Source organism: Nonomuraea basaltis (assembly GCF_005893125.1).
Classification (GTDB): domain Bacteria; phylum Actinomycetota; class Actinomycetes; order Streptosporangiales; family Streptosporangiaceae; genus Nonomuraea; species Nonomuraea basaltis.
Window position 1 is genome coordinate 1 of record NZ_VCJS01000089.1, and the last position, 16,574, is coordinate 16,574.

15 protein-coding genes, 2 tRNA genes and 1 pseudogene are annotated in these 16,574 nt (G+C 68.8%); 7 read left to right on the plus strand and 11 right to left on the minus strand.

Annotated features, from left to right (window positions below; genetic code table 11):
* The first annotated feature begins 618 nt into the window (after nt 1-618).
* Both EJK15_RS34450 and EJK15_RS34455 read left to right on the plus strand, forming a co-directional pair.
* On the plus strand, nt 619-1,017 hold the full coding sequence (locus tag EJK15_RS34450) for a hypothetical protein (protein ID WP_138714666.1): 399 nt from the start codon (nt 619-621) through the stop codon (nt 1,015-1,017).
* Nucleotides 1,018-1,116: 99 nt separating this feature from the next.
* A complete protein-coding gene (locus EJK15_RS34455; protein ID WP_138714667.1) occupies nt 1,117-1,305 on the plus strand; it encodes a hypothetical protein in 189 nt (62 codons plus the stop codon).
* A gap of 105 nt (nt 1,306-1,410) precedes the next feature.
* On the opposite strand, the pseudogene EJK15_RS34460 reads toward EJK15_RS34455, so the two are convergent.
* The 8 genes and pseudogenes from EJK15_RS34460 to EJK15_RS34495 form a co-directional block, all read right to left on the minus strand.
* A pseudogene (locus tag EJK15_RS34460) lies at nt 1,411-2,098 on the minus strand (histidine kinase); the annotation flags it as partial.
* A gap of 9 nt (nt 2,099-2,107) precedes the next feature.
* Nucleotides 2,108-2,575, minus strand: coding sequence for a group II truncated hemoglobin (locus tag EJK15_RS34465; RefSeq protein ID WP_138714668.1), 468 nt, complete (start codon nt 2,573-2,575; stop codon nt 2,108-2,110).
* A gap of 213 nt (nt 2,576-2,788) precedes the next feature.
* A tRNA-Met gene (locus EJK15_RS34470) sits at nt 2,789-2,865 on the minus strand.
* 121 nt (nt 2,866-2,986) lie between these two features.
* Nucleotides 2,987-3,063 (minus strand) — tRNA-Met (locus EJK15_RS34475).
* Nucleotides 3,064-3,116: 53 nt separating this feature from the next.
* Nucleotides 3,117-6,008: a UPF0182 family membrane protein gene (locus EJK15_RS34480; RefSeq protein ID WP_476739199.1), complete on the minus strand. Its 2,892-nt coding sequence runs from the start codon at nt 6,006-6,008 to the stop codon at nt 3,117-3,119.
* 196 nt (nt 6,009-6,204) lie between these two features.
* Nucleotides 6,205-7,251, minus strand: a complete 1,047-nt coding sequence (locus EJK15_RS34485) for a YlbL family protein (protein ID WP_138714670.1) — start codon at nt 7,249-7,251, stop codon at nt 6,205-6,207.
* 10 nt (nt 7,252-7,261) lie between these two features.
* Entirely contained in the window at nt 7,262-7,687 is a 426-nt protein-coding gene (locus tag EJK15_RS34490) for a molybdenum cofactor biosynthesis protein MoaE (protein ID WP_138714671.1), read from the minus strand.
* A gap of 33 nt (nt 7,688-7,720) precedes the next feature.
* Nucleotides 7,721-8,794 (minus strand): NAD-dependent epimerase/dehydratase family protein, encoded by a 1,074-nt coding sequence (locus EJK15_RS34495; protein ID WP_138714701.1) that lies wholly within the window; start codon nt 8,792-8,794, stop codon nt 7,721-7,723.
* Nucleotides 8,795-8,873: 79 nt separating this feature from the next.
* Between EJK15_RS34495 and EJK15_RS34500 the strand changes: the two genes are divergently transcribed.
* From EJK15_RS34500 to EJK15_RS34510, 3 genes are read left to right on the plus strand one after another with little or no spacing between them, the layout of a single operon-like run.
* Nucleotides 8,874-10,133: a zinc-dependent metalloprotease gene (locus EJK15_RS34500; RefSeq protein WP_240777396.1), complete on the plus strand. Its 1,260-nt coding sequence runs from the start codon at nt 8,874-8,876 to the stop codon at nt 10,131-10,133.
* A complete protein-coding gene (locus EJK15_RS34505; protein WP_138714672.1) occupies nt 10,130-10,690 on the plus strand; it encodes an NUDIX hydrolase in 561 nt (186 codons plus the stop codon). The genes EJK15_RS34500 and EJK15_RS34505 overlap by 4 nt, the downstream gene beginning before the upstream one ends.
* A 31-nt stretch (nt 10,691-10,721) precedes the next feature.
* Nucleotides 10,722-11,717, plus strand: a complete 996-nt coding sequence (locus EJK15_RS34510) for an endonuclease/exonuclease/phosphatase family protein (protein WP_138714673.1) — start codon at nt 10,722-10,724, stop codon at nt 11,715-11,717.
* Here the strand turns inward: EJK15_RS34510 and EJK15_RS34515 are convergent.
* The 3 genes from EJK15_RS34515 to EJK15_RS34525 form a co-directional block, all read right to left on the minus strand.
* Complete coding sequence (locus tag EJK15_RS34515) at nt 11,704-12,288, minus strand: hypothetical protein (RefSeq protein WP_138714674.1); 585 nt, start codon at nt 12,286-12,288, stop codon at nt 11,704-11,706. The genes EJK15_RS34510 and EJK15_RS34515 overlap by 14 nt on opposite strands.
* The gene (locus EJK15_RS34520; RefSeq protein WP_171074694.1) at nt 12,285-12,800 is read right to left on the minus strand and encodes a M48 metallopeptidase family protein; all 516 of its coding nucleotides are present in this window, start codon (nt 12,798-12,800) and stop codon (nt 12,285-12,287) included. The genes EJK15_RS34515 and EJK15_RS34520 overlap by 4 nt, the downstream gene beginning before the upstream one ends.
* Nucleotides 12,801-12,867: 67 nt before the next feature.
* Nucleotides 12,868-13,650 carry an enoyl-CoA hydratase/isomerase family protein gene (locus tag EJK15_RS34525; RefSeq protein WP_138714675.1) on the minus strand — a complete coding sequence of 261 codons (783 nt, stop codon included), beginning with the start codon at nt 13,648-13,650 and terminating at the stop codon, nt 12,868-12,870.
* A gap of 156 nt (nt 13,651-13,806) precedes the next feature.
* Between EJK15_RS34525 and EJK15_RS71080 the strand changes: the two genes are divergently transcribed.
* Nucleotides 13,807-15,162 carry a ThiF family adenylyltransferase gene (locus EJK15_RS71080; protein WP_171074695.1) on the plus strand — a complete coding sequence of 452 codons (1,356 nt, stop codon included), beginning with the start codon at nt 13,807-13,809 and terminating at the stop codon, nt 15,160-15,162.
* Nucleotides 15,163-15,224: 62 nt separating this feature from the next.
* Nucleotides 15,225-16,559, plus strand: a complete 1,335-nt coding sequence (locus tag EJK15_RS34535; RefSeq protein WP_138714676.1) for an ABC1 kinase family protein — start codon at nt 15,225-15,227, stop codon at nt 16,557-16,559.
* Nucleotides 16,560-16,574 lie beyond the last annotated feature (15 nt).

Here is a 16,574-nt window from a genome sequence, read left to right on the forward strand (position 1 = left end):
AATGCTTGGAAAATCAATCACCTGGCCAACACCCACCAACCGATGGATGTCAACCAAAGGAATCCGTCAAATCAATGACGGGGTTGTGCATCATGCACTGGCTTTTAACACACTGTTGAGTTCTCAAGAAACGGACGCGTACATCCCCACTAGAATCTCTTCCGAGACCCTCGCACGGAGGCGTTCATTTCGTTTTGTTTTCGCTCTGTTGTGTCTTAATTCTTTCAGCCGTTCAAGTTCCTGTCAAATTGACCGGACTTGCTCGACCTGCGGGAATTAAGCCACGCCCCGCTTCCGGGACAACCCCTCTAACTTACCAGCCGATCCGGACAGATGCGAACCGTCCTGGATGGACCTGAAGGAAGTGGGATTTTGCTGGGCATCTCCGGGGTTCTGCGAACCCCTCGGCCGCCCTGCGTGAAGCAACTCTAGCAGTCCGCCGCACCCACTTCGCGCCACTCAGGTAATCATGTGGTCCTTCCCTCCCCACCTGACCCTCAAACCTCCGCCACGCTCCCCATCCTCGACACCCCTGAGGCAAGCCGACCGCAAGTCATCCGCAATCGCCACCAGGTACGAAGTAGTCACGAGCCGACTGCGCTCTCGGAGGTGCCCGCTATGACCCGCTCGGAGTTCGACGACATCCGCGCCTTCCTCGCCGATGAGGCGACCCATGCCGGAGACCTGCTGAGAGTCGCCAGGACTCTGATCGACGACCTCGAGTACGCCCGTATGCGCGAGGCGGTGCTCCGTACCCACTACCTGCGCCTGCTCACGGCGGCGCGGGCGACGGTGGCGGCCGAGGCCGTCGACGCGCCCGACCCCTTGGCGTTCCTCCGGCACGAGCTGGCCGAGCGCGGGCAGTTGCCCGCGGACGGCGAGGCCGTGCAGCGCATCCTGGCCGACGCCCGCACGGCGGCCGCGCTCCTCGCCGGCCTGGAGAACGGCGTGCCGCAGCGTCCTCGCGGCATGCGCCTGCGCCGTTGCGTCGGCACGCACCGGCGCCTGCCCAGGTAGGCGGCTGCGGACAGCTCGGGCGGGCTCCTTGCTCCCCGGTGACCGGCGGACGACTCCGGACATACCCGCTCTTGGACGCCAGGCTGTCAGACTTCGCATATGTGGCAGCAGCTGCTGAATTGGGTGGCAATCATCATGGTCGGGATATTCGGCCTGATGTGGGTCGGCGTGGTGATTTATGCGGACGACTCTGCGCCTTGGATGCGAATCGCGCAGGTCGTCTTCGGGCTCCTGCTGCTCGGCTGGGCCGTGCGCAAAGCCGTCGTGATGATCACCGGCAGGGCGTGAGGGTCACGGCTGGCGCCCCAGGCCCTCTGTCAGGAGCCGGCGCTGGCTGATCAGGGCTTCGTCACGTAGTCGTCGGCCCCCGCGTCGAGCGCATCCACCTGGCAGCGGCGTCCCGAGCAACACCAGCCCCCAGCCGCACGCCCGCCGGGTGCGAGTCAGCGCCGCCCTCGATCGCGCCCCGTCACGGCCCTTCCTGGTCGCGTCGTGCGTGACCATGTGCACGTCGGTCGATCCGGACAGCGCCGTCGCCGTCACCCCCACGCCACGTGCGAGGACCTGCGGGAGCCGTCCCCTCCTCGACGTGCAGAGGACGAGCTGGGTGGCGTTCACGCCACGGGCGAACCCGAGCAGCGTGCGGGACGTGCACGGCCAGCAGGTCCGCGCCCTTGGTCCGGGCCGTGAGCGCGGCGTCGACCCGTTCCGGCTGGTCGACGTTGCCGTGGGCCAAGCGGCGGCGCAGCGCCTCCGGCGACATGTCGGCCCGCCGCACCACCTCATCGGGTACGGTCTCCCGCTGCGGCACGCCGGTGATCTGCTCGACCACGCCGTTCAGCGATTCGAGGTGCTGGATGTTGACGGTGGAGACGACGTCGATCCCGGCGTCGAGGATCTCGTCGACGTCCTGCCGGCGTTTGGCGGTGCGGGCACGGCCGTGGGTCTCGACGAAGCCCACGACCACGTCCTTGTCGTGTTCGCGGGCGCGGCGCGCCTCGCTCAGCATGGCGAACGTCTTGCCCACGCCGGGCGCCGCGCCCAGGTAGACACGCAGCCGCCCGCGGGCCCTGCCTCCCATTCCCCCAGGTTATGGCCGGTACGGCGGAGCGACCCCCCAGCCCCAGTGCGGCACCGGCGCCTGCGGCGGAGGCGTCGACCCAGGCTGCGAGTTGTGCTTGGCAAGCCGGGTGCCCCATTCGATGTAGCCGGCGAACGCGGCCCTGAACTCGGGGTCGTCGGGCAGCCCCACCTCGTCGGCCGCGTCCATGAGCAGGCTCACCCATCTGCGGCGCTGCGGCTCGGTGATCGCCTTGCCCAGGTGGTGGCGGAGCATGTTGGAATAGCCGCCGCGTTCCGTGGTGTACCTGTCCGGGCCGCCCAACACCTCGCTGAGCCACATGGCCACATGCTTGGGATGGTCCGGATCCATGTGCGCGAACAGCGGCCCGATCAGATCGTCCTTGACCACGCTGCGGTAGAACGTCTCGGTCAGCCGCTCGAACGCCTCGGTGCCACCCGCCCACTCGTACAGAGTCGGCACTGCCTCATCAGTCATGTAACGATGTAATCATTCTCTTGATCGCGCGGCAAGGCCGGCCGTCGCGCGGTCCATGATCGCGAACCCGGACGGGGTCGCGCGCGCGGGGCACGCGCCGGCCGCGCGCCTTCTCCTGCCGCCGTGGTGCCGTGGTGCGGGCGCTGACCATCATGGGCACCAAACCCGCCGGAAACGACGAAGTCCCTGGCCGGTGGCCAGGGACTTCGTTTTTGGTAGCGGGGGCAGGATTTGAACCTACGACCTCTGGGTTATGAGCCCAGCGAGCTACCGAACTGCTCCACCCCGCGTCGGTGTGTCATTCATAACTATACAGCCCCGGGAGAGTGCTTATGACCGTCAAGCAAAACCAGCCTCCCGCCACAACGAACAGAGGCCCGGTTTCCGTTTCCGGATCCCGGGCCTCCGCATTGGTAGCGGGGGCAGGATTTGAACCTGCGACCTCTGGGTTATGAGCCCAGCGAGCTACCGAACTGCTCCACCCCGCGTCGCGTTGTGTCTTAAGACTAGAGGCAACGAGGGGTGTGCGCAAACTGAGTGGCTAGGACGTGCCTCCCGCTGGGGATTCGGTGGGCGATGGAGCCGGCGACGCGGGCGGTGAGGTGGTGGCCGTCGGCGACGCCGTGGGTGAGGCCGTGGGCGCGGGCTGCTGGACGTTGGCGCTCTCGAGCGTCTTCAGCGCGTCCTCCAGCCGCTTCTGGGCCTCGCCATAGGCGTCCCAGTCCGGCGGGCTGGCCTGCAGCGCCTTCTGCGCGTCCTCGTACGCCTTCTTGGCGTTGGCGATCGCCGCGTTGAGCGCCGTGTTGGCCTGGTTGGGCGTGGTCTGCTCTTGCTGCTGGTTCTGTTGCTGTTGCTGCTCGGTGCCGAAGACCTTCTGCAGGGCCTCGTCCAGCGTGCGCCCCACGCCGATCGTGCTGCCGTACGACACCAGGACCCGCTGCAGGATCGGGTAGGGCTCCTGCCCGCCGCCCGCGGCCACCTGGATGTACACCGGCTCGATGTAGACCAGGCCGCCCGCGTACGGAAGCGTCAGGAGGTTGCCGTAGCGGACCGAGGAGGCACCGACGCCGAGCAGGTTGAGCTCACCGGCGAAACGGCTCTGGAAGGCGTTCTGCGCCTGTCCTGGGCCCGGGATGGGCGTGCTCGACGGCATCCGGAGGATGCGTATCCGGCCGTAGTCCCCCGACGCGGAGGACGAGTCGACCGACATGAACGCCGCCAGGTTGGGACCCTGACGCGGCACGAACGTCGTCGTCAGCGAGAACGTCGGCGTGCTGCCCGGCATCGTCGTGGTCAGGTAGTAGGGCGGCTGCTTGATGTTCTGGGCGCCCTGGGTGGGGTCGTTGGGGACGTTCCAGAAGTCCTGGCCGCTGTAGAAGGCGGCCGGGTTGGTGATGTGGTAGCGCGACAGGGTGTAGCGCTGCACCTTGAACAGGTCCTCGGGGTAGCGCACGTGGCCGCGCAGGTCGGCGCTCATCTCCGAGGCCGGGCGGATGATGCCCGGGAAGGCCGCGCTCCAGGTCTTCAGCACCGGGTCGTTGGTGTCCCAGCCGTAGAGCTTGACTGTGCCGTCGTAGGCGTCGACGGTGGCCTTGACCGAGTTGCGGATGTAGTTGATCTTGTCGGTCGGCTGCTGGGCGATCACACGGCGGTCGCTCGACGTGTCGCGCGTCATGTCGCCGAGGCTCTCGCTCTGCGAGTACGGGTAGTCATTCGACGTCGTGTAGCCGTCCACGATCCAGGTGATGCGTCCGTCGATGATCGCCGGGTAGGGGTTGCCGTCGAGCGTGAGGAACGGGGCCACCTTCTGGACCCGGTCACGCGGGTTGCGCTCGTACAGGATCTTGGAGTTGTCGTTGATGTCGCCCGAGAGGACGATGTTCGCCTCGCCGTACTTGGCGGCGTAGAGGAGCCTGTTGAAGAACGACCCGACGGGGACGCCGCCACCGGTGTAGGTGGTGTTCGCCTGTCCTGTGCCGCCCGTCTGCGGGTAGTCGAGCTCTTGCGGGTTCTTCGGGTTGCCGCCGGCGATGACGTATCGGGTGGAGGCCGGGTCCTCGCCGTAGTAGATCCGCGATTCCTTGAGCTTCGCGCTGTTCACCAGCGGGCCGACGACCGGCATGTCCTTGGCGTCGTAGTCGGGCAGGCCACTGGAGTCGACCTTGTTGCCCGGCGCGGCGACGAAGCCGTAGCCGTGGGTGTAGACCAGGGCCCGGTTGATCCAGTTGTTCTGCTGCTCCGGCGGGCCGGTCAGCTCGCGGACGCCGACGATGTGGTCGATCAGCTTGCCGGTGCTGTCGGGGTAGCGGTCGACGTCGAGCGGCTCGGCGAAGTTGTAGAAGCCGCGGATGCGCTGGGTCTGCTCGTACGTCGACGACACCAGCGCCGGGTCGAGCAGGCGCACGCCGGAGACCGAGGTGTCGCCGCCGGCCTGGACCTTGGTCGGGTCGGCCTGGGCGTTGTAGTTTTCGACCTCGGCCTGGTCGACGTTGAACGCCTCCCGGGTCGCCTCGATGTTGCGCTGGATGTAGGTGGCTTCCTTGCCCTGCTGGTTGGGCTTGACCTGGAACTGCTCGACCAGCGCCGGGTAGACGCCGCCGATCAGGACGGCCGAGAGCACGAGCAGGCCGAAGGAGACGCCGGGCAGCATGCCGCCCGGCCGCACCACGCCGGCGAAGAACAGGGCGGCGCAGATCAGCGCGATGATCGCCAGGATGGTCTTGGCGGGCAGGACCGCGTTGACGTCGGTGTAGGAGGCGCCGTGCACGAAGCCGCGGTCGGAGAAGACTAGGCCGTAGCGGTCGACCCAGTAGGCGACGGACTTGAGCAGCACGAAGACGCCCAGCAGCGCCGACAGGTGCACCCGCGCCGCTCTGGAGGCGTGCACCCCCGGCGACTGCAGGCGGAACCCGCCGTACAGGTAGTGCGTGATCGCCGCCAGGATGATCGAGATGATCACCGCGGTGAACAGGAAGTTCAGCACCATCCGGATGAACGGGTAGTCGAACATGAAGAACGAGATGTCCATGCCGAACAGCTGGTCCGGCTTGCCGAACTGTGCGCCGTTGACGAACTGCAGCCACGTCTGCCACTGCCCCGAGAACGAGGAGCCGGAGAAGAGCGCGAGCAGCCCCATGCCAACGATGAAGATCAGCTTGCGGTGGGGGTCGAGCGCCATGCGGTAGCGGTCGGCGCCGCTGCCCCCGCCGAACATCGCGGGCCCGAACATCGGCCGCGTCCGGAAGGCCAGCAACATGTTGCCGCCGGCGATGGCGACCATCAGCACCGCTCCGATCAGGAACAGCACGATCTGAGTCAGCACCACACCGGTGAACACCGAGCTGTAGTCGACCGCGTCAAACCACAGGTAGTCGGTATAAATGCCAGAAAAAAGGAAAAACAACGCCACGATCGCCACAAGAGCGATCGCCACAGGCAGAAGCAGTCGCGGTCGGCGGGGCAAGCGCATTGCCCTGCCGGCTCCTGGGGTCCGGAAGCTCAAGGCCAACCCCTCGTCGTGATGAAGAAACGGTCCGTGTCTGGCAACCTACACCGCCAGGCCGCTCCCACGGCTAACGCACAGCGACTAGGTCACTCGTACGACTAACGCACGGCGATCGCCAGAAGTTTCACCCGGCGTCGCACGCGGGCACGTTTCCCTTACTCGTGCGCAACGCGTCGAGCGCCGTCACCGCGTCGTGCAACGTGTCGGCTCTGACCAGCCGAAGGCCGTCGGGCACCGCCTTCATGGCCTCGGCGCAGTTGTCGGCGGGGGTGAGGAAGACGGTCGCGCCGGAATCCCTCGCGCCGACCATCTTCTGCTGGATGCCGCCGATCGCGCCGACCTTGCCCGTCGGCTGGACGGTGCCGGTGCCGGCGATCTTCTTGCCGCCGGTGAGCTCGCCCGGTGTGAGCTTGTCGAGTATGCCGAGCGAGAACATCAGCCCGGCGCTGGGCCCGCCGACGTCGCCCACGTTGATGTCGACGTCGAACGGGAACTTGTATTGCGCCTGCATGGTCACGCCCACCTGGGGCTGCCCCGTGGGCCCTGCCACCGTCTGCAGGGTGACGTCGAGCTTCTCCTTGCCCCTGGTGACGTTGAAGACCACGCTCTCGCCCGGCTTGTGCGCCTTGACGGCGTTGCTCACGACCTCGACGTCCTTCGCCGCCTTGCCGTCGACGGAGTTGATCTCGTCGCCCTTCTGCAGCTTGCCGTCTGCCGGCTTGCCCTTCTCGGCGGACACGACCGCGACGACCATGCTGTAAGGGATCTTGAGCTCGTTGAGCGCGGCGGCGGTGGCGGAATCCTGGGAGTTGGTCATCTCGACCGTGTTCTCCTGCTCGACCTCTTTGGGGTCGCGGTCCGGAGCGAAGATGGTCTCCTGCGGGACCACCGCCACGGTCGGGTCGATCCAGCCGCGCAACGCCGTCAGCAGATCGATCTGGGCGGCCGGACCGCCCTGGTAGGCCACCGTCACCAGGCTCAGCGCGCCGCTGGTGGGATAGGTCTGCCGCCCCTCGATCGAGATCACGGGCTTCTTGCCGACCTCGCCGATGGTGTTCTCCGTCGGCCCGGGGCTGAGCACGACGTACGGGACCGGCCGGAACGCGCCAGCGACCCCGAGCGCGAGCACGAGGAATGCCGCCAGCAGCAGGGTAATGGCGCGTCGTGACATGGTCATGAGCTTATTCGCAGGCGCCGACCCACTCGGTCTCGCCGTCGGCGAACACCTGGTGTTTCCAGATCGGGACCTGCGCCTTGAGGTCGTCGATCAGCCTGCGCGAGGCCTGGAACGCCTCGTCCCTGTGCGGGGCGGCCACCGCGACGATGACGGCGGTGTCACCCAGCTCCAGGTCGCCCACCCGGTGCACGGCCGCCATGGCCGTCACGGGGAAGTCGGCCGCGATCTTCTCCGCCACCGCGCGCAGCTCGGCCTCCGCCGAGGGGTGCGCGGAGTAGGAGAGCCTGGTCACGGGCTTGCCGTGGTCCTGCTCTCGCACGGTGCCCACGAAGATCGTGGTGCCGCCCGCGGCGTGGTCGCCAACGGCGGCCAGCACCTCATCCACGGAGAGCGGGGTGTCTCGAATGCCGAGCAACCGGATGACGTCCACGCAAAGAGACTACTTAATGATTCCGGTTCAGCCTTACTGACGGCGCTTCTTTCGCACCTGCCGGACGATGGCGGCGGTGCCGATGACGGCGACGGTGGCGCCGGCCGCGGTGAGCGTGGCCTCCTTGACGGGCAGCCGCCTGCCGACCACGGTCGTCCTGTTCTCGCGCAGCTCCAGGAGCTGCTCGAACGCGGCCTCGTTGGTCCACGAGGGCTTCCACCCCGCCTCGCGCAGCCCCGCGCAGTCCACGACCCACGGGTAGACGACGTAGTGCAGGTCGGTCGCTGGCGCCGGGGTGATGCCGAGCCGGTGGAGCCGCTGCGCCGTGCCGAACGTCAGCCCCGCGGGCAGCTCGAACCCGCGGATGCCGGACAGCTCCTCGACCTGCTCCTGCTCCAGCCATCCGTCGGAGCCGACCGCCACCACGCCGGTGATGACGCCGCGCGCGGCCAGCTCCAGCGCCGAGACCAGGTCGTCGACGTGGCAGAACTGCCAGTGCGGGCGGCAGCCCTTGACGGTCAGGAGCCTGGGCGACTCGAAGTGGCGGGTGATCACCGTGTCGACGCCCGGGCCGACGACCGCGGCCGGGCGCAGCACGGTCAGCTCGAGGCCGGGGTGGCTGCGCAGCGACCGGCGTACGAGGGACTCGATCTCCAGGTAGTCGCCGACCACGCCGGTGTCGGGCTCGGCCGCGACCGGGGCGTCCTCGGGCAGGGGCACCTCGTTGTCGGGCGCGGCGCCGTAGACCATGGCGCTCGTGACCAGCACCACCCGCCGCACGCGCGCCGCGGCGCAGGCCGTCAGCACCGTCTGCGCGGCCCGCAGGTTGTACGCCCGCCGCTCCCCGGGATCGGAGTGGAGGGCATAGTCACCGGCCAGATGGACCAGCACGTCGATGTCCGCGATGCGGTTCGCCAAGAGCGGATCTCGTACGTCGATCACTCTCCACGTGGCTTCCTGGACGTCGCCGCGCTGCTCGTCAATGGCCACCACCCTGCGGAAATCCGCGGAGGATACGAGCCTTGCGAGCAGCTCGCGGCCTATGCCGGAGGCCGCGCCCGTGACGGCGACGACGGGTTGGCGCGGGCGTTTCGAGGTAGGCACCAGGTCCTCACTTTGCACTGATCCGCCGTAGGACGACTAACGTGGCGGATGTGGACTCCTCCATCCTGCACGAGGTAGAGCGGTGACTGACCTGCCAGGTCGCGAAAACGACCCTAACGAGAACCCGTTCGCCATGTTCGGCAACCCTGAGCAGATGGCTCAGGCGATGCGCCAGTTCGCCGACATGCTGTCGGCACCCCAGGGCTCAGGCCCTGTCAACTGGGACATGGCGAAGAACATCGCCCGGCACGCCGTGGTCGCCGAGGGTGACCCGAGCGTCATGGAAGGCGAGCGCCGTCAGATCGTAGAGGCGCTGAGCCTGGCCGACCTGTGGCTGAACGAGGCGACCGCGCTGCCGAGCGGCGTGGCGAGCCCGCAGGCCTGGAGCCGGTCCGAATGGATCGAGAACACCGTCCCGATCTGGCGCAAACTTTGCGAGCCGATCGCCGAGCGCATGGTCGAGACCATGGGCGGCGCTCTCGGCGGCTCGGGCCTGCCGCCCGAGGCCCAGCAGATGGCCGGCCCCCTCATGGGCATGCTCAAGCAGATGGGCGGCATGATGGTCGGCCAGCAGATCGGGCAGGCGATCGGCTCGCTCGCCCGCGAGGTGGTCGGCACGACCGACATCGGCCTGCCGCTGTCCGACACGGCCGCGCTGCTGCCCGGTGGCATCGCCTCCTTCAGCGAGGGCCTGGAGATGCCGGCTGAGGAGATCAGGATCTACCTGGCGCTGCGCGAGGCCGCGCACCACCGGCTGTTCCAGCACGTGCCGTGGCTGCGCTCGCACCTGCTCGGCGCGGTCGAGGAATACGCCAAGGGCATCACGGTCGACACCTCGGCGCTCGAAGAGCAGATCCGGGGCCTCGACATCAACAACCCCGAGGCGATCCAGGAGGCGCTGAGCGGGGGAAACCTGCTCAAGCCCGAGGAGACCGAGCGGCAGAAGGCCGCGCTGGCGCGGCTGGAGACGATGCTCGCTCTGGTCGAGGGCTGGGTCGCCACGGTGGTCGACCGGACCGCCGAGGGCAAGCTGCCCTCCGCCGTCTCCCTGGCCGAGACCGTACGCCGGCGCCGGGCCACGGGCGGTCCCGCCGAGCTGACGTTCGGCACACTGGTGGGGCTGGAGCTGCGGCCCCGGCGGCTGCGCGAGGCGGCGGCGCTGTGGCGGGCGCTGGAGACCGAGCGCGGTGTCGACGGCCGGGACGCGCTGTGGGGTCATCCCGACCTCATGCCGACGGCCGACGATCTCGACGACCCCGACGTGTTCGTCCGCGGCGAGGCCGCCTGGGACATCTCCGAGCTGGAGCGCAAGCCGGACGACGACGAGGGCGACAAGAGTTGAGCCTGCACCGCGACGCGGTGGCGGTGCTGTCCGCCTGGAGCGCGCCCACGCCCGGGGAAGAGGCACTGCGCACGGAGTTCCTCGATCACCTGCGCACGCACGACGACGCAATGCTGCGCGAGTGCGTGCCGGGGCACCTGACGGCGACGACGGCGGTGCTGTCGCACGACGGCTCGCAGGTGCTGCTCACGCTGCATCCGAAGGCCGGGATGTGGCTGCCGATGGGCGGGCACTGCGAGGTCTCCGACGCCTCGCTCGCCGACGCCGCGCTGCGAGAGGCCTGGGAGGAGTCGGGCATCTCCGGACTCGAGCTGCTGCCCGGGCCGCTGGCGCTCGACAAACACGTCGTGTGGTGCCATCCGCCGATCAGCTGGCACCTCGACATCGAGTACGCGGCCGTGGCCGCTCCCGGCGCCGAGGCGGTGATCAGCGAGGAGTCGCTGGACCTGCGCTGGTTCCCCGTCGACGAGATCCCCGAGCTGTCCGACGACGCGACGCGGCGACTGGCCGCACGTGGACGGGCCGCGCTTGGCTCCGGCTCACGCGCGGTTGGCTAGAGTCCCTTGCGTCGTTCCGGAAGGGGGATAGGTGGATGCTGCGGCTGAGTCGCCCGTCGGCGGCACGATCGTGACGCCCGTTCGCAGCCGCCGGAGGTTCACCGGCTCGGCGTTGACGTGGCTGGCCGTGACCCCGTTCGCGGCGTGGGCCGTCGCCAGGGTGGCCGGGCTGGAGCGGGGATCGCTGCCCACACAGCTCATGACCGCGACGCCGTACGCGGCGGCCGGCTCGCTGGTTCCGCTTCTGGTCGCCGCGCTCGGACGCAAGCGCGCCGCGACGGCCGTCGCGCTGCTCACCACGACCGCGCTGGGCTTCAGCGTGCTGCCCAGGGCGCTGGGCACGGCCGAGGCCACATCGGGCAGGCAGCTCAAGGTCATGACGATCAACATGCTGTTCGGCCGGGCCGACATTGAGACGATCATGACGCTCGTCCGCGAGTTCGACCCCGACGTGCTGAGCACTCAGGAGCTGACGCCAGGAGCGGTGTCCGACCTCGACGCGGCCGGGCTCAAAGAGCTGATGCCCCATCGCGTGCTGGAGGACGAGTGGAGCGCCGGCGGGAGTGGGCTCTACTCCAAGCACGAGATGCGGGAGCTTCCGAACCTGGTTCCGTCCGTCGGGCACAAGATGCCCGCCGCGGTGGTCTCGCTGCCGGGCGGGAGCCCGATCGAGATCGTCGACGTGCATCCCTTCCCGCCGCTTGGCCCGAACGTCGCCGACTGGAACGCGGCGCTGGCGGCCTTGCCGTCCGCCTCCCCCGGCCGGGTGCGGATCCTGGCGGGCGACTTCAACGCCTCCCTCGACCACGCCGCCCTCCGCAAGCTGCTGTCCCGGGGCTACAAGGACGCGGCCGGCCAAGTGGGGGCCGGACTGATCCCGACATGGCCGGCGAACAAACGGGTGCCGCCGATCATCACGATCGACCACGTGCTGGTGGACCAGCGGGTGGGCGTGCGGGAGGTCAGCGTGCGCGACGTGCCGGGGACCGACCATCGCGCCGTGCTGGCCGAGCTCACCGTGCCCTGATCAGTGCCCTGGTGTTGTCCCAGCCCTCGAGGCCGGGGTCCAGGCGGCCGACGTCGTCGCGCGTGCGCAGGCGGTGCCAGCCCGGGGTGGTGGCGACCCTTCTTGAGCCGGGGGCCTGGGCGCGTAGCGTGGTCACCACGTTCTCGTCGTCCAGGTCGGGGTCGGCCCAGGCGGGCGCGGGGAGCGCGCAGGCCATGGCCACGGCGCCGCCGTTCTCGGCCGGGCAGATGGCGATCTCGGCCCTGCCCAGCTCTCTGAACAGCTTGCCGACGAGCAGGGGCGGCATGTCGGGGGCGTCGCCGCTGATCACGGCGGCCTGATCGGCTTTGAGCCGCCCGAGCACGGCTTTCAGTGGTTCGTCGTCCTGGATGGTGATCACCTCGGTGCCGGGCCAGACGATCTCGTCCAGGCCGGGCACGCTGGTGATCAGGACCGGGGTGACGAGGTCGAGCCCCGCGACCATCTCGTAGGTGTCCTCGGCCACCGCCTCGAGGAACTCTCTCGGGTCGACGCCCGACGGCGCGGCCTGCGCCATGTGCCGGCGTACGAGAACCGCGGCGATGCGCGTCAACACTCCTCCGGTGCCGTGTGGGCCGCGGCGGAGAAGCCCTCCAGGAACCCGCGTGCCCGCTCCGACTTGGGATACTGTTCTACCAGCGCCCAGAACTTGGCGCCGTGGCTGGGCACGATCAGGTGCACGAGCTCGTGGATGATCACGTAGTTGATGACCCACTCGGGCAGGCCCTTGAGCCGGGTGGAGATCCTTATCGTGCTGTTCTCCGGAGTGCACGAGCCCCAGCGGTGCTGCTGGTTGTCGACCCATCGCACGCTCACGGGCTGGGGCTTGCCGCCGAGATATTTGGCCGACAGCTCCTTGGCCCGCTCGAGCAGGGCTTCGTCGGTGGGCCTTCGCCGGCTTTCCTTCGCGGCCAGCCGATCCAGCATCCGGCTCACCCATTCATCCGCGTCTTCGCCGCTCAGCCAGGCGGGCAGGAGCACGATCGTCTTGTCGCCGTCGCGGTAGGCGGAGACCGTACGCCGGCGACGAGAACTGCGACGAACCTCGACTGTCTCGGGGGGCACATATGCACGTTAGCCGAGACTGGCGAAATTCCACAGAGGGTGGACGTTGTTTCTGCTGGTCAGATGATTAAGAGCCGGTGAATTTGGGCATGCGCCTTTCCCGATGCGCGGCCAGACCCTCCAGCAGGTCGGACGAGGCCATGGTCACGGGTTGGGCCAAGGACTCCCACCTCAGCGCGGCCTCCAGGTCTTGATGATCTTGATTAAGGGCCACTTTGGTGAGCCTTGTGGCAATCGGGGCGTTTTGTGCGATCTTCCGGGCGATGGCTCGTACTTGCGAGAGTAGGTCATCGTTCGGGAAGGATTGATTTACCAGGCCTTTATCCGCAGCCTCCGTCCCCGACAGGGTGCGGCCGGTCAGGAGCATCTCCCTCGCCAGGCCAGTGCCCGCCCTCCTGGGGAGGAGGTACGTGGCCGCCATGCCCGGATGCAGGCCCAGCGACGTGAACGGGGCCAGGAGCCTGGCGTCGTCGGCGGCGTACACGAGGTCGCAGGCCAGCGCCACGCACAGGCCCGCCCCCACGGCCGGGCCGTTGACGGCGGCGATCGTGGGGATCTCGAGCTCAGTGATCATGAGCCAGGTGCGGTAGAAGGCGAGCATGCGGTCGCGCAGTTGCGGCACGGCGTCCGTGCCGCGCTCGCCGATCCACGACAGGTCGCCGCCCGACGAGAACGCCGTGCCCGCTCCGGTGACGACGACGCACCGGGCGTCACGGTCGGTGGCCAGGCCGGACATGATCTCGCGCCAGCCGGCCGTCATGGTGTCGGTCATGGCGTTGCGTCTGCCGGGGTGGTTGAGGGTGATGAGCACGACCCCGTCGTCTTCGCGATCAACCAAGAGCTCGTTCATGCGGGCAGCGTACTCGGGCGGTCGCCGCTGATCACCGGCTCTCTGTCCACGGGTCTCCTTGGGAGTCTGTCCACAGGGGCTTCCGGGAGGGTGGTTATCCACAGGCCGTACGGAACCGGCTCGGGATCTTGCTTCGGCGTGGAAACCTTTCCCGCCATGAGGCCACGTGTGAAGCCCGCCCTCAGGCGCATCATCCGCGACGAGCAGACCCTCCAATACGGGGTGCATCCCCTGCGCGCCGTCATGTTGTCCGGCCTGGCCCGATCGGTCCGGCAGTGGATCGAGGGCCTCGACGGCACCCGGGATCTGGAGCGTGTCCTGGCCGAGGCGAACGCGGCGGGGCTCGACGAGTTCCGCGCGCGGTCCCTGCTCGACCAGCTCGCCGCGCAGGGCGCCATCCACGACGCCGCCACCAGCCCGGCGCCGCTTCGCGACCTCACGCTGGCCGAGCGGGATCGGCTGAGACCCGACCTCGACGCCCTCGATCTGTCCTCGACCGCGCCGGAGGGCGGGATCGGGCTCCTTGGGCGGCGGCGTGCGGCCCGGGTGCGGGTCTATGGGGCGGGACGGGTCGGGGCCCAGATCGTCGCTCTGCTCGCGGCCGCCGGGGTGGGGCACATCCGGGTGATCGACTCGGGTTCCGTGCGGGCGGGCGACATCACGCCCGGTGGGCTGACGTGGTCGGAGCTGGAGCTGACGCGCGAGGAGGGCGCGGTGGCCGTCGCCCGCAGGCTCGTGTCGGGTGGTCGCGCAGGCTCCGTGACCATGGACGCCGGCGTTCGGCCGGCAACCGATCGTGAACAGCCAGAAACGCAGCCGGCCGGCGGGCGGAGCGGCCTTGGGGGACGCCCGGCTGCCGACCGGAAACGCTCCGGAGAGCGGCAGGCCACCGACCAGGGATATCCCGCAGCTCAGACCACCGGCAGGCGGGCGGATGCTGACGTGCGGCCGCACGCCAGGAGGAGGGGCCGGCGCATCGATGGGCGGGAGCCGGTCAGGCCGGCGGTCGAGGTGCTGGCCGGGGGGACGCACTTGGGGGACAGGTCGGATCGTCCCGATCTCGTCGTCCTCGCACCCGTCGGCCCGCTGAACGGTGTGCTGGTCAACGAGCTGACCAGCCTGGGCATCCCGCATCTGCTGGTGTCCGCCTTCGAGGGCCATGGGGCGGTCGGGCCGCTGGTCGTGCCGGGCGAGACGGCGTGCCTGCACTGCCTCGACCTGACCCGCCGCGACAACGACCCGGCGTGGCCTATCGTCACCGCCCGGCTGGGCGGCTATCCGCCGGGCGAGATCGCCTGCGACACGACGCTCGCCACACTGGTCGCAGCGGAGGCGACCGGACATGCGCTTGCTCATCTCGACGGCAAGGAGCCCACTGTGACCAACGGCACAATGGACGTTACGCCTGATTGGCGCTGGAAAAGGCGATCGTGGAGCGTGCACCCGCAATGTCGTTGTATGCGAAACAATCCTTATTCGCTAAGAATGGTCATGTCGCCTAACCGCGACTGACGTGCTCAGAGCCAACCACGAAGGGGGGAAGCGGGGTCTCTGCCGAGGTTCCGCGCATCAGTGTGAGCGATCTTCCGCGCCGTGCTGTCACGCGCTCCGCCAAGCTGGCCACCCTTCCTCTCGGCTTCGCCGGGCGCGCCGCCCTGGGGCTGGGCAAGCGCCTTGGCGGCAAGTCCGCCGAGATCGTGGCGCAGGAGGTCCAGCAGCGTACCGCCGAGCAGGTCTTCAAGGTGCTCGGTGAGCTCAAGGGCGGCGCGATGAAGCTCGGGCAGGCGCTGTCGATCTTCGAGGCGGCGCTTCCGCAGGAGATCGTCGGCCCCTACCGCGCCACGCTGACCAAGCTCCAGGACGCCGCTCCCCCGCTGCCCGTGTCCACCGTCCACAAGGTGCTCACGGAGCAGCTGGGCGACGACTGGCGGGACAACTTCCTCTCGTTCGACGACCAGCCGACCGCCGCCGCCTCGATCGGCCAGGTCCACAAGGCCGTGTGGCACGACGGCCGGGAGGTGGCCGTCAAGATCCAGTACCCGGGGGCGGGCAAGGCCCTGCTCGGCGACTTCGCCCAGCTGGCCCGTCTGGGCAAGCTCTTCGGCGTGCTGCTGCCGGGGCTCGAGATGAAGGCCGTGCTGTCGGAGCTGCGCGAGCGGGTCGCGGAGGAGCTCGACTACCTTCGCGAGGCGGAGGCGCAGCACGCCTTCGCCCTCGAGTTCGACGGCGATCCCGACTTCCACGTCCCCGATGTGGTGGCGGCCAACGAAATGGTGCTGGTCAGCGAGTGGATGGACGGCACCCCGCTGTCGCGCATCATCACCGAGGGCACTCAGGACGAACGCGACCGGGCGGGCCTGCTTTTCGTACGGCTCCTGTTCTGCTCGCCGGCGCGCGTCGGGTTACTGCACGCCGATCCCCATCCGGGCAACTTCCGCATGCTGGCCAACGGCAAGCTCGGCGTACTGGACTTCGGTGCGGTCAACCGCATGCCGGACGGCTACCCCAGGGTCTTCGGGCAGCTGATGCGCATCTTCAACCACGGCGACATGGAAACGGTCGTGATGGGCCTGCGCCAGGAGGGCTTCATCCGCCCGGACTTCGAGATCAATCCCGATGCGCTGCGCGCCTTCCTCGCGCCGTACGTGGAGCCGACGGCGGTGGAGGAGTTCTCGTTCAGCCGGGAGTGGCTCCAGGCCCAGGCGGCCAGTGTCACGGACCTCCGGCCTGGCAATGTGGTGCGGCAGCTCAACCTGCCGACGTCGTACGTGCTCATCCACCGGGTGCATGCGGCGGGCGTCGGCGTGCTCTGCCAGCTGGGCACCACGGCCCGCTTCCGCGACGAGGTGCTCCGCTGGGTCCCCGGCTTCGCCGACGACCCCGACGACGAGCCGTTGGCGATCGGGTAGCGCCGGCCCGGGCGT